Here is a 13,176-nt window from a genome sequence, read left to right on the forward strand (position 1 = left end):
CAGACGTGAAGCCCGCGAACGGCATTCACGGCGATCTTGTTGTTATTGAGGGGCAGCCGAGGCTGTCAGTTGACTACCATAAACGCTGACGTGCGTGATGTAAAAAGCCTCCATCGACTTGCATCGAGGGAGGCCGGGGCAGCGGGCAGGGCAGGACTAGGGCATGCCCAGCCAGGTAGGCAACGCAAGGGAGATAAAGGGTACGTACGTTACCAGGAGCAGGAACAGCAGCAGGATGGACAGCCACGGCATAGCGGCACGGATGGTCTGGCCCAGGGTCAGACCGGTCACGGCGGAGGTAACGAACAGGTTCAGGCCCACCGGCGGATGTACCAGGCCAATCTCCATGTTGACCACCATGACGATGCCCAGGTGGATCGGGTCAATGCCCAGCTTCATGGCGATCGGGAAGAAGATCGGTGCCAGGATCAGGATGATCGCCGAGGGCTCCATGAAGCTGCCGGCAATCAGCAGGACGATATTGACCATGATCAGGAAACCGAGGGGTGTCAGGCCCTCTGAGAGCACCCAGTTGGTAATTTGCTGAGGGATCTGCTCAGTGGTCAGGACATGGGCGAACAGCATCGCGTTGGCGATGATGAACAGCAGCATGATCGTCAGCCTGCCTGATTCCAGCAGGACTTTAGGGCACTCCTTGAGGCTCATGTCCTTGTAAACGAACAAGGCAATGAACGCCGAGTACACTGCGGCCACCGCCGCCGCTTCAGTCGGAGTGAACAGGCCGCTGTAGATCCCGCCGAGGATAATCACCAGCAACAGCAGGCCCCAGAAGGCACGCTGGGCGGTGTGCAACCACTCGCGGAATGTTGCGCGCGGCTGGGCCGGCAGGTTCTTGACCCGGGCGACGATGTAAATCACCACCATCAGGATCACACCCAGCAACAGGCCGGGTATGACACCGGCCATGAACAGCTTGCCCACGGATGTCTCGGTCGCCGCCGAATACACCACCATCACGATCGAAGGTGGAATCAGGATGCCCAGGGTGCCGGCGTTACAGATGATGCCCGCGCCGAACTCCTTCGGATAACCGGAGCGCACCATGCCTGCAACGGCAATCGAACCCACGGCAGCTACGGTCGCCGGTGACGAGCCCGACAGTGCTGCGAACAGCATGCACGCCAGCACCGCTGCAATGGCCAGACCGCCACGGATATGGCCGACGCAGGCGTTGGCAAAGTCGATCAGGCGCTGGGCCACGCCCCCGGTGGTCATGAAGGCGCCGGACAGCAGGAAGAACGGGATGGCCAGGAAGGTATAGCTGTCAGAGGTCTCGAACAGTTTGATGGCCAGTGAACTCAAGGAGTCCGGACTGAACAGCAGGATCGACACCGCTCCTGACAGGCCCAATGAAATCGCAACGGGCACGCCCAGGAACATGAAGACGAACAACAGGAGGAACAGACAGATAACAGTCATCAGTGGTGCTCCTCACCGGGATTCGCCAGTTTGCTGGCTTCCGCCGCTTCGTCTGCCAGCCCCAGGCCGAGCTGACGATGGGTATAGATGCGGTACAGGATTTCCAGGTAACGCACGATGATCAGAGCGAAACCGATGGGCACGATGATCGCGATGTGGCCGATCTGGATGCCATAGCGATCGAGGTCTTCGGCACCGATGCCGGCAACCAGCAGGGCCGAGACCCATTTGACGCTCGCCACCAGGAACAGGCCGGCGTAGGCCAGACAGCAGGCGCAGGCAATCATGGCCAGCACCCGTTGTGTCGCTTTGCCGGTTTTCTTGACCAGCACGTCGACACCCAGATGGCCCGCCGTGCGCACCCCATAGGAAATACCGAAAAAAATCAGCCAGCCAAACAGGGCCTTGGTCAAGGCGACGCTCCAGGTCATTTCCTGGGCGTATCCCATCAAGTGGTCGCCGATTGCCGCGAAAAAATCGCTGCTGAACGCCCATCGATCGCTGAGCGTATAAAACAACGTATATAAGTTATTCAACATGACGTAGACGAACGTCACCAGCGTCATGGCAGCCAGGAGGAAGGCAATCATCCCTTCCTCGAAATGCTCCCAGACTCGCCTGAGCGTTTGCATAAGCATTCTCCGAACATAGAGAGGGTGGCTACCTCGGGCCGGGTAGCCACGCACACATCACGGCCTGACAGGCTGTGGCCTGGATCAGTGAAGGGCGGGCCCTTACGAATCCTTGTTGGCGCCGTCCGCGGCCTTGATCAGGTCCGCGCCGATGTCGTTGGAAAACTTGTCCCAGACCGGGCGCATGGCTTCGCGCCATTGCTGTCGTTGCTCAGCTGTCAGCGTGTCGATTTCGCTGGTCTTGGCGTCGATGATTTTCTGTTTCGCGGTCTGGTTCAGCGCTTCAGCCTGCTTGTTCACTTCAACGGTCACTTGATCCATGATCGCTTGCAGTTCACCGCGAACATCTTCCGGCAAGCTGTTCCAGAACTTGGCGTTGGTGATGACCATGTAATCGATCAGGCCATGGTTGGTCTCGGTGAAAAATGGCTGTACTTCGTGGACCTTCTGGCTTTCGTAGTTGGACCAGGTGTTCTCGGTACCATTGACCGTGCCGGTCTGCAGGCCCTGATAAACCTCGGCAAAGCTCATTTTGCGCGGGTTGGCACGGATGGCCTTGAATTGCTCTTCAAGCACGCTGGAGGCCTGGACGCGGAACTTCAGGCCACGCGCATCCTTGGGCAGGATCACTTTCTTGTTGGCCGACAGTTGCTTGAGGCCGTTATGCCAGTAAGCCAGGCCGTGGATGCCCTTGTCATCCATCGAGGTCAGCAACGCTTTACCCTGCGGACCTTGCTGGAAGCGGTCGACAGCCGCCAGGTCGTTGAACAGGAAGGGCAGGTCGAAGATTTGCACCTGTTTGTTGTAGTGCTCGAATTTCGCGAGGGACGGCGCCAGCATCTGCACATCACCCAGCAACAAGGCTTCCATCTCCTTGCCGTCGCCAAACAATGACGAGTTCGGGTACACCTCGACCTTGATTTTATCCTTCAGCTTGGGGTCGGCAGCCACTCGTTTCTGGAACATCAAGGCGCCTTGTCCCTTGGGCGTGTTCTCCGCCACCACATGGGCGAACTTGATGACAATGGGGTCGGCCGCCTGAGCCAGGCCTGCCATGGAGACTGCGGCGGCGCAGAACAGCGCCTTGGTCAGCTTCAACATCGATATCACCTTTTTATTGTTGTAAGAGTGTTCAGCCTCTGCGAACCGTTGCAGGTCACTGCGTGCGAGGCTTCTTCAAGGCGTTTCCAATCGTAAGATGGCCCAGTCGATCGCGTTTCGAGAATCAGCTTTTGTATAACCCTGCGTTCGGCTGAGCTGAACGCCATCTTTTGGGCTTGATCTTCAGCATAGCGGTTGCCCGTCGTTGTCAGCCGGCGATCTGAGCCAAAAGCCGCTGAGCCCGCAGCAACACCGGGGCATCCACCATCTGCCCATCCAGCTGGAAGGCACCGGCACCGTTCGCGGCCGAACTCGCTTCGACCACTCTGTGCGCCCATTCCAGATCGTCCGGGCTGGGGGCAAGGGCACCATGAATGACGGCCACCTGCTTCGGATGAATGCACAGGGCACCACCATACCCCATGTCATAAGCGTGTCGAACAGCCCGTTGCAGTCCTTCAAGGTCGCCGATGGCCGGAAACACGCCGTCCAGGGGCGCAAGCAGGTTGGCGCCACGGGAATGAAGTTGCACCGACATGCGCGCCTGATCGAGAAAGAGCCCGGCCGCTTCCGTGCCGGTGTTCAGGTTCAGGTCCAGGGCGAGGTCGAGGCTGCCGAACGACAGACGTTCCACGCCCTCGGCATGGGCAATCTGCTCCAGCGCCAGCAAGCCTTTGGCGGTTTCAATGATAGGCCACACGGGTTTGCCGGTATGCCGGACGGCACGCACTTGAGCCGCACTTTCCACCTTGGGCAGCAGGACGCCCGCCACCCCGGGCTGTTGCGTGCAGAACGCCAGGTCGGCCGCGTGCTCGTGGTGGTCCGGTGCGTTGACGCGCACCCAGACCGATACCTGCGGCGCCTGCTGCAGAAAGGCCGCCAGGTTCAGGCGCGCCTGGGGTTTAAACACTTCCTCAACGGCATCCTCGAAATCGACAATGACCGCATCGGCGCCAGCGGCCAGTGCCTTGGCAAAACGTTCGGGTCGACTGCCGGGTACAAACAGTGCAGTGCGGACAATGGATCTGGACATGATGCGGGTTCCTCGCTTCCTGGGTCGAGCAGGTTCGGTGTCGGGCAGAGCCCACCGTGAGCCCGTACTGGCCACGGTCGGGATGCGTATGCGGATAAAGGCTTCAGACCACGCCGTCTGCGGCGAATCGGGCCTGTTCATCCGCAGAAAACCCCAGTTCATCCAGAATTCCGTGGGTGTGCTGCCCCAGGCCCGGCACGGCACCCATTCGCGGCGTGAAGGCGGTATTGCGCCCGGGGGGCAGCAACGACGGCAATTTGCCGCTGGGGCTGTCCACTTCGCGCCAGCGGTCGCGAGCCTTGAGCTGGGGGTGATCCCAAACGCCCTGCATGTCATTGACCCGTGCATTGGCGATTTGCGCATCTTCGAGCCGCGCAACAACGTCGTCGACCGACAGCGGGGCGAAACGGTCGACAATGATCTGCCTCAGTGCCTCGCGGTTTTCCGAGCGCTTGAAGTTCGCAGAGAAACGCTCGTCTGTGGCCAACGAGGTGTCGAGCAATACCTTTTCGCAGAACAGCGCCCATTCACGCTCGTTTTGCAGGCCCAGCATGATGGTGCCACCACCGCCGGTGGGGAACGGCCCATAGGGATAAATGGTCGAGTGTGACGCCCCGGCCCGTGCCGGTGGCGGCGCGCCGTTGTAGGCGTAGTACATCGGGTAGCCCATCCACTCCACCAGGCTTTCCAGCATCGACACATCGATGCGGCTGCCAATACCGGTTTTTTCGCGCAGCATCAGCGCTGACAGGATGCCGGTGTAGGCGTACATGCCCGCCGCGATGTCGGCGATGGAGCAACCGGCCTTGGCCATTTCGTCTTCGCCCGGGCCGCCAGTGACCGAAAGAAAGCCGCCTTCGCTCTGGATCAGCAGGTCGTAGGCCTTTTTCTTTTCATACGGCCCGCCTTCGCCGTAGCCGGAGATATCGCAAACGATAAGCCGGGGGAAGCGTTTGTGCAGCGCCTCGAACGACAACCCCATGCGCGAAGCGGCGCCCGGCGCCAGGTTTTGCACCAGCACGTCGGCCATGCCGAGCAGTGATTCAAGAATGCCGCCTGCGGCGTCCTGTTTCAGGTCCAGGGTCAGGCTTTCCTTGGAGCGGTTGGTCCAGACAAAGTGCGAGGCCAGGCCGTCGACACGCTGATCGTAGCCGCGGGCGAAATCGCCGCTGCCGGGGCGCTCGACCTTCACCACGCGGGCGCCCAGGTCCGCCAGTTGCCGGGTACAGAAGGGCGCCGCAATGGCGTGTTCCAGGCTGATGACGGTGATGCCGTCCAGCGGACGAGGAGTGAGTTGAGTCATTGTGTTCACCTATGTGCTCGAGCCGTGCACCTTCGCTTGCCGTCGCGGACTGTGCGCCGGCAAGGAACGTGCGCCACCTGCTAAATCAGATCCGTCAGCGCCTGTGCATCACGCAGATGCCAGACCTTTTCGATCAGTGCCTTGCCTTGCGCTTCGGTCCGCGCCCCGGAGTACGCCAGCAGGCGCTGAAATTTGGCCTCCAGCTCCGGCCGCGACAGCGTGTTGCCCGGGTCGCCTTTGGGTTCGTCGATGGCCGCGCGCAGGGTTCGGCCGTCCGTCGTGGTGACGGTCACGCGGCCCAGCCAGCGCCCCGGGTAAGCCGCATCGACTTCAGGGTCCAGTGTCATGCTGACTTTCTCGCGAAAGGCGTCGACGTCGGCATCGGTCAGGGCAAAGTCGCGGAACTCGGTCAATTGGGCGCTGCCATGCACCGCGATCAGCCCCAGCACGGTGCCCATGGAAAACTTGGCCTGGTGCACGGTGGTCGGCTTCACGACCCGGCCGAGCACGTCAATCGCGCCCTGGTGGACCTGTGTGACGACCCGCTCAATCTGCTCATGGCGCAGGCCTTCGCGTTGCATCAGGAGCAGCAAGGCATCGGCGGCGGGGTGCGTATGGCGGCACGAGGCGTGGAACTTGAACGAGGTTTCTACCAGCGCCCAGCGCGTGCCCAGGCCTTGCGACAATTTGGCCGGCTGCGCATCGGTCGACATGCCCGCCGCCATGCCTTGCTCGCCTTCCAGGATGTTGCGCGCACCGGTCAGCCCGTCTTCGGTCATGTAGGCGGCAAGCAGGCCGTCGGCAGCGGCCTTGGCGGTATGCAATTGCTTGGAGTCGGCGGCATCGCGCAGGAACTCCCACAGGCCGGCGGCCTGGGTCCCTGCGCTGCCCAGCAGGTTGATGAACTGCTCTTTGTCAAAATCCAGTAGCTTGCCTACGCCCACGGCAGCGGCCAGGGTGCCGACCGTGGCGGTGGTATGGAAGATCCGGTAGTGCGAACGCCCGAGGAACTCGCCGATACGAATTCCGGCCTCGTAGCCGGCGACCGACGCCAGGAGCAGGTCCTTGCCGGATTTGCCGAGGTCCTGGGCGGCTGCCAGGACTGCCGAGAACACCACCGTTGCCGGGTGCAGCACTGAACTGTTGTGCAGGTCATCCTGTTCCACCAGGTGCGAAGAGGCGCCGTTGACGAACGCTGCGAAGTGGGCAGAAGTGCCACGTCCGCTGACCAGGATCCTGGCGGCCCCGTCGGCCGGTCCCATGCGCTCGGCATAGCGTTCAAACAGCGGCACCGGTCGTGCGCCCTGGCTGGCCAGCGCTGAGCCGATCCAGTCGAGGAACAGGTCTTCGGTGCGGGCCAGTACGGCGTCGGGCACCTGATCGTAGTGCAGGTCGGCCAGGAACGAGGCCAAAGCGTAGGTATGACTCATGGACAGGCCCTCAGAAGCTGCGCGGCAGTTCGAGCAAGTGCTCGGCGACATAAGACAGGATCAGGTTGGTGGAGATCGGTGCCACCTGGTACAGACGGGTCTCGCGGAATTTGCGCTCCACGTCGTATTCGCAGGCAAAACCGAAGCCGCCGTGGGTTTGCAGGCAGGCATTGGCCGCTTCCCACGAGGCCTTGGCCGCCAGGTATTTGGCCATGTTGGCGCTGGCCCCGGCATTGATCCCGCTGTCGTATTCCTCGCAGGCGCGCCAGCGCATCAGGTCGGCGGCCTCGATCTCGATATGCGCTTCAGCGATAGGGAATTGCACGCCCTGGTTTTGCCCGATCGGGCGGCCGAATACCACGCGGTCGCGGGCATAGGCGCTGGCTTTTTCGATGAACCAGCGACCGTCACCGATGCACTCGGCGGCGATCAGTGTCCGTTCGGCGTTGAGGCCATCGAGGATGTACCTGAAGCCTTTTCCTTCTTCTCCGATCAGGCTGTCGGCCGGCAGTTCGAGGTTGTCGAAGAACAGTTCGTTGGTTTCATGGTTGACCATGTTGGCGATGGGTTGCACGGTCAGCCCTTTGCCGATGGCATCGCGCAGGTCGACCAGGAAAATCGACATGCCTTCGGATTTTTTCTTGACCTCGGCCAGCGGCGTGGTGCGCGCCAGAAGGATCATCAGGTCGGAGTGTTGAACCCGCGAGATCCAGACCTTCTGGCCGTTGATCACGTACTTGTCACCCTGCCTGACGGCGGTGGTCTTGATTTTGGTGGTGTCGGTGCCGGTGGTGGGCTCGGTCACGCCCATCGATTGCAGGCGCAGCTCACCGCTGGCCAGTTTCGGCAGGTAATAGCGTTTCTGCGCTTCGCTGCCGTGACGCAGCAGGGTGAACATGTTGTACATCTGGCCGTGGACCGTGCCGGAATTGCCCCCGCAGGCATTCACTTCTTCAAGAATGACCGAGGCTTCTGCCAGCCCCAGGCCCGAGCCGCCATATTCGACCGGGATCATGGCCGACAACCAGCCGGCATCGGTCAGGGCTTTGACGAAGGCTTCGGGAAAGCCTTTTTCTTCGTCGATCTTGCGCCAGTAGGCCGCATCGAACTCGGCGCACAGGGCGCGCACGCCTTCGCGGATGGCATTGAGGTCTTCGTTGTTATTGGGGTTCATGGCTGTTCTCTCAAGATCGGTCGGCCGTGTGCTGCCTCTGGTCAGGCAGCGTGTTCACGGAAAAGGGTTTCAGTCGAAAACGACCTCGGCGCTCTGGGCCACGCCTGCCGCGTTGCCCGCCCACAATTGCGCTTTGCCTGCCTCGACGAGACGGCCGCCGACCTGGAAGGGCGTCGGCACGTTCAGCGGACGTACGCCTCGATAAGCGAAATGCCGTACGCGTTTGCCGGGGTTGGCGCGGATGAAGGCGCGCAGATTGAAGGTGGCGATCATCGGTCCGTGCACCACCAGGTCCGGGTAGCCCTCGGTCCCCGTGGCATAGGGATAGTCGTAATGAATGCGGTGGCCATTGAAGGTCACGGCAGAGTAGCGAAACAGCAGGGTGGGCGTCGGTGCGATGGTTTCACTCCAGTCGCCGGGTGCCGGGGCAGCGCCGCTGTTGAGCTTGGGCGGGTTGGGTTCGCGGTAGACGATGTCCTGTTCTTCGCGCACGCACAGCTGGCCCTGCTGCGAGTAGTCGTGCCGGACCGTGACGAACAACAGCGAACCGGTACGGCCGTGTTTTTCCTCGATCTGCAGGATGGTCGACAAGCGGTGGGCGTCGGCACCGACCCTGAGCGGCTCGATGAACTCGACCCGGCCACCGGCCCACATGCGATTGCGGGTGTCGGCGGGGGGCAGGAAGCCGCCCCGTGCCGGATGACCATCGCCGCCCAGTAGTGTTTCAAACACCGGTTCCTGGAAAAAACACCACTGCCACAGCGGCGGCAACGGCTCGCCATCGGCGGGCGTGGTTTCGCCGAAGGTCGCGGCGATGCGTTTGACCAGGTTGCGGCTCAGCACGTCATAGGCCTCTTCCGTGCGGCCGATCCAGGCACTGAAATCCGTCGGTGAAGCTGAAACTGTCATATCCAGGCACCCTCTGCATTTGTTGTTATGTACGGATCATGGAAGCCGCCCGGCATTCTGAGAATTTGCATTTGCATAAACCGGCGTTCAGGTATGCTGAACGCTCCTTGGGATGTCCGGACACAACCATGCACTTCGACCTGGCTGATTTGCGTCTTTTCATTCATATCGGTGAGTCGCCGAGCCTGACTCAGGGGGCTCGCCGCGCGTTTCTCTCACCGGCTGCCGCCAGCGCCCGGATCAAGGCACTTGAAGGCCAGCTCGGCACCCGCCTGCTCTACCGCGACAGTCGAGGCGTGGAACTTACGCCGGCGGGGCAGAAGCTGCTCAGGCATGCACGCTTGATCATGAGTCAGGTGGACTACCTGAAAGCCGAGTTCACTCATTTCGGCACTGATTCGGCCGGGCACATTCGCATTTTTGCCAATACCACGGCAGTGACCGAGTTTCTGCCGGAGGTGCTGGCGGGCTTTCTCGCCAAACGACCCGGCGTGACGGTGGACCTGCAAGAACGTTTGTCCCGGGATATCGTGCGCGGCGTGCTGGATGGCAGCACCGACATGGGGATCATTGCCGGCCCGGTCGAGGCGACCGGTTTGCAGGTGATTCACTTCAGCACCGACCGTCTGGTGCTCACCGTGCCCGTGGGGCATGAGCTGGCGACCCACAAGAAAGTCACACTGAAAGAAACCCTGGCGTTTCAGCACATCGGCTTGCATGAAGGCAGCACCTTGCTGAGCTTCCTGCGCGACCACGTTGAACGGCTCGGTCTGAGCCTGTCATTGAGGATCCAGGTCTCCAGCTTCGAAGCGATCTGCCGCATGGTGGAAGCCGGGGTTGGCATCGGTGTCCTCCCTGAATCGGCGGCCATGCGCCACAGTCGGACCATGCAACTGGTCACCATTGAACTCGACGAACCCTGGGCCGTGCGCGAACGCAGCATCCTGGTGCGTGAACTCGATGCATTGCCGGGCACCGTACGGGCGTTGATCGCAACGTTGATGCCCGAGCGCTCCGGGGCGCCTTGAATCGATTATCCAGAGTCAGTGACCCGAAACTACGGATCCTTAGGCTTCCTCGGGTTGGCAGGCAAGTGTCTGTCCCGCGATGTAACCAAAGGTCATTCCCGGGCCGAGGGTGATGCCTCCGCTTGGGTAGTACCCGTTCATGATGCTGTTCATGTCGTTGCCTACCGCGAATAACCCGGGAATGGGCTGCTGATGCAGGTTCAATACTCGGGCACTGACATCGGTGTGCAACCCGGTGAACGTACCCAGGCTACCAAGAACCAACTTTACTGCATAAAACGGTGCCTGGCGCAGGCTGCCAAGGGACGGGTTGGGCGCATGGAGGCTGTCCCCTTGCGCTTTGTTATACAACGACTCACCCCGATGGAATAGAGGATCGAAGCCTTTTTCGGCGGCCTGATTAAAGGTGCTGACCGTGAGTGCCAATTGTTGCGCATCAATCCCGCATTGGTGAGCCAGTTCGGCCAGGCTCGGCGCCTTGTACAAATAGCCTGCACGTACATAGGGCACTGTTGGAAACGGCAATGGCCTGGACCAGCCCAAGCCGTAGCGACGTTGTGCGCGGTGGTCGCAGATTAGCCATGACGCAGGTGCTTCTCCCGGGCCGGTGGCCTTGAACAGGGCACACATATAGTCGTGGTAAGAGTCGGCTTCGTTGACAAACCGTTGGCCGTTCCGACGCACCGCGAGGAAACCCGGTTTTGCCCGTTCCATCAAATGTGGAAAGCCGCTGAAACCACCATCTTCTCGTGGCACACGAGAGACCGGAGCCCAGGCGGCGGCATGCGGCATGTCGGATGGAATACAGGCTCCGACACTTTCGCCCAGGCGCAAGCCATCGCCTGTATTGCCCTTAGGCGCCGCGCTCAAGTGTTCGGTGCCATTCGGAGCATGGGGAAACAGGCTGGCAATACGCTGCTGATCGTGGGGGAACCCGCCACAGGCCAATACGACCCCCCTTCGTGCGCGGATTTCTATCACCTGGGCTGTTCGCTCCACCTGCGCCCCGATTACACGCTCACCTTCGCGAAGCAGCTTTCGTACTGGTGTATCGGTCAGCAGTCGAACCTGGCGGTCCACTGCACTTTTTAGCAGCCGGGCTATCAGAGCATTACCGTTTACCAAATGCATGCCCCTGCTATGGCAGAGCATGTCACGGGTATGACGCAACAGGCGCTTGCTGGCGTACAGCATGGAGCTCGCAGAGCGGCGGGCATTGAGAAGATGATTGAGGTCAGCCCCGCCGGCAATGCCCATTCCGCGCAGGCTAATGATATCCAGTGGTCGTCGCAGCTTTTTGATCCAGGGGCCGAGCCGTCGACCATCGTAGGGTTGGGCGCAAACCGAACGACCACCTTTGGCGAAACCTTCGCTCGTGTGGAAGTCAGGCATCCTGCTGCCGGAAAAAAACTGAACTTCTGTGCGATGCTGAAAAAACTCGACCATCTTTGGACCCTGTTCAAGGAAGGCCTCTACCCGAGGGTCGAGCACATCGCAGTGCAGTTCGTTGCGCAGATACGTTCGAGATTGCTCGAGCTCTTCAACTATCCCTTCGGTTACCGCCAGCGGGTTTCGGGGGATCCATAACCAGCCGCCCGACCAAGCGCTGGTGCCTCCGAGTACGGGCTCTTTTTCAACCACAATCACATCAAGACCGAGTTCGGCGGCGGTGACTGCCGTTGCCAGGCCTGAGGCACCAGAACCCACTACCAGGACATCACACTGCATGTATTCATTGTTGTGCATGGGGATTACCGAGTGAGAGTGTGGGGTTGGGCCAGGCTGGCGGGAGAGGTCAGGCAGCCCTTGAGGAACACCGCGATACCGGCGATCAGGGCCGGTACCGCCAGAGCCGAGAAGACGGTTGCGAATGTCCATCCGGCACTGAGCATATGAGCCCCGGCGAAGCCGCTGGCTATGGAACCGAGCCCTCCTATGCCACGCATCCAGCTGACGCCTGTGGCACGAGCTTGTGTGGGGTAGAAGTTGGCTGCTAGCGCATACATACAAGCATTGGCACCGTTCATGCAAAACCCGGCTGCCGCCGCCAGCAGGGCAAATAGGGCAAAGCCGTGGCTGGCGGTACCGATCAGGTAAATAGCTAGTCCTCCCAGAAGGTAAGCGATGGCCAGGGTGCGGTGCGGGTTGCTACGGTCAATGAACCACCCGAGAAACAGGGAGCCGAAGGTCCCGCCAAACTGGAACAGGGCTGTGATCAGCGCGGCGTTGCTGACACTCAGGCCATTGTTTTTAATCAGCGTGGGCAACCAGCTCCCGAGTAGGTAGACCAGAAACAGCCCCATGAAATAGGTCAACCATAGCAGCAGGGTTCCAGAGAAAAACCCCTTGGAGAGTATCCGGCTGACCGGGCTGGAGAGAGGGTGCTCTACCTCGTCAGCAGTGAAACGTGTGTGCTCGTTCGAGATACCTGGTGCCAAACGCTGCACGATCCGGGCACTGCGTTGGCGGTGGTGCGCGGGGCGCCGGGCAACGAGCCAGCGTAAAGATTCCGGTACGCTGACGATTAACAGAGGCAATGCCAGCAGAGGCAACAGTCCTCCCACCAGCAGCACGCTTTGCCAGCCGAAAAGAGGAATCATGAATGCCGAGATGAATCCACCGGCTGCAGCGCCGAAAGTGAAACCGCTCAGCACGACGGTTATCAGTATCGAGCGCTGATGGAGCGGTGTGTACTCACTGACAATGGTGCTGGCATTGGGCATGGCCGCACCCAGCCCAAGACCGGCCAGCAGCCGCAGGATGACCATCCACTCGAGGTTTGGGGCGAAGGCCGAGGCGAGCGTGAGGGTACCGAAAAATGCCACAGCGCTGATCAGTACCGGTTTGCGCCCCAGCCGGTCAGCCAATGGGCCGGCAATCAGGGCTCCCATAGCCACCCCTATCAATGCAGCGCTCATGACCGGGCCCAGGCTGAGTGTGCTGACGGCCCATTCGCGGATCAGCTCGGGGGCGATGAAGCCCATGATGGCAGTATCGAAACCATCCAGTGCAATGACTAGGAAACATAGCATCACCATTCGCCATTGCAGACGACTCATGGGTTGAGTGTTGATGAATTGGTCGACATTGATCGACAGCAAGGCGCTCATGGCGGCCTCCATTTAT

11 protein-coding genes are annotated in these 13,176 nt (G+C 60.8%); 1 reads left to right on the forward strand and 10 read right to left on the reverse strand.

Translation table 11 applies throughout. The features are described from left to right. Positions 1-156: 156 nt before the first annotated feature. From dctM to DQN55_RS09560, 8 genes are all read right to left on the reverse strand, one after another. On the reverse strand, positions 157-1,440 hold the full coding sequence (gene dctM, locus DQN55_RS09525; RefSeq protein WP_048380490.1) for a C4-dicarboxylate TRAP transporter large permease protein DctM: 1,284 nt from the start codon (positions 1,438-1,440) through the stop codon (positions 157-159). Beyond that, positions 1,440-2,072 carry a TRAP transporter small permease gene (locus DQN55_RS09530; protein ID WP_048380488.1) on the reverse strand — a complete coding sequence of 211 codons (633 nt, stop codon included), beginning with the start codon at positions 2,070-2,072 and terminating at the stop codon, positions 1,440-1,442. Before DQN55_RS09530 ends, dctM begins: the two co-directional genes overlap by 1 nt. A gap of 102 nt (positions 2,073-2,174) precedes the next feature. Continuing rightward, positions 2,175-3,173: a TRAP transporter substrate-binding protein gene (locus DQN55_RS09535; protein ID WP_048380486.1), complete on the reverse strand. Its 999-nt coding sequence runs from the start codon at positions 3,171-3,173 to the stop codon at positions 2,175-2,177. Positions 3,174-3,381: 208 nt separating this feature from the next. Further along, the gene (locus DQN55_RS09540) at positions 3,382-4,206 is read right to left on the reverse strand and encodes an HpcH/HpaI aldolase/citrate lyase family protein (RefSeq protein ID WP_048380484.1); all 825 of its coding nucleotides are present in this window, start codon (positions 4,204-4,206) and stop codon (positions 3,382-3,384) included. A gap of 103 nt (positions 4,207-4,309) precedes the next feature. Beyond that, entirely contained in the window at positions 4,310-5,509 is a 1,200-nt protein-coding gene (locus DQN55_RS09545) for a CaiB/BaiF CoA transferase family protein (RefSeq protein WP_048380482.1), read from the reverse strand. 80 nt (positions 5,510-5,589) lie between these two features. Continuing rightward, positions 5,590-6,939, reverse strand: a complete 1,350-nt coding sequence (locus DQN55_RS09550) for an MmgE/PrpD family protein (protein WP_048380480.1) — start codon at positions 6,937-6,939, stop codon at positions 5,590-5,592. A 10-nt stretch (positions 6,940-6,949) separates the two neighbouring features. Beyond that, the gene (locus DQN55_RS09555) at positions 6,950-8,113 is read right to left on the reverse strand and encodes an acyl-CoA dehydrogenase family protein (protein ID WP_048380478.1); all 1,164 of its coding nucleotides are present in this window, start codon (positions 8,111-8,113) and stop codon (positions 6,950-6,952) included. A gap of 69 nt (positions 8,114-8,182) precedes the next feature. Beyond that, the gene (locus DQN55_RS09560) at positions 8,183-9,022 is read right to left on the reverse strand and encodes an HTD2 family dehydratase (RefSeq protein WP_048380476.1); all 840 of its coding nucleotides are present in this window, start codon (positions 9,020-9,022) and stop codon (positions 8,183-8,185) included. Positions 9,023-9,150: 128 nt separating this feature from the next. Between DQN55_RS09560 and DQN55_RS09565 the strand changes: the two genes are divergently transcribed. Beyond that, positions 9,151-10,050 (forward strand): LysR family transcriptional regulator, encoded by a 900-nt coding sequence (locus DQN55_RS09565; RefSeq protein ID WP_048380474.1) that lies wholly within the window; start codon positions 9,151-9,153, stop codon positions 10,048-10,050. 39 nt (positions 10,051-10,089) lie between these two features. Here DQN55_RS09565 and DQN55_RS09570 read toward each other — a convergent pair whose 3' ends face one another. Both DQN55_RS09570 and DQN55_RS09575 read right to left on the reverse strand, forming a co-directional pair. After that, a complete protein-coding gene (locus tag DQN55_RS09570) occupies positions 10,090-11,796 on the reverse strand; it encodes an FAD-dependent oxidoreductase (RefSeq protein WP_048380472.1) in 1,707 nt (568 codons plus the stop codon). A gap of 5 nt (positions 11,797-11,801) precedes the next feature. Further along, positions 11,802-13,160, reverse strand: a complete 1,359-nt coding sequence (locus tag DQN55_RS09575; RefSeq protein WP_048380469.1) for an MFS transporter — start codon at positions 13,158-13,160, stop codon at positions 11,802-11,804. Positions 13,161-13,176: the final 16 nt, after the last annotated feature.

Origin of the sequence: Pseudomonas taetrolens (genome assembly GCF_900475285.1) — a bacterium.
Lineage (GTDB): Bacteria > Pseudomonadota > Gammaproteobacteria > Pseudomonadales > Pseudomonadaceae > Aquipseudomonas > Aquipseudomonas taetrolens.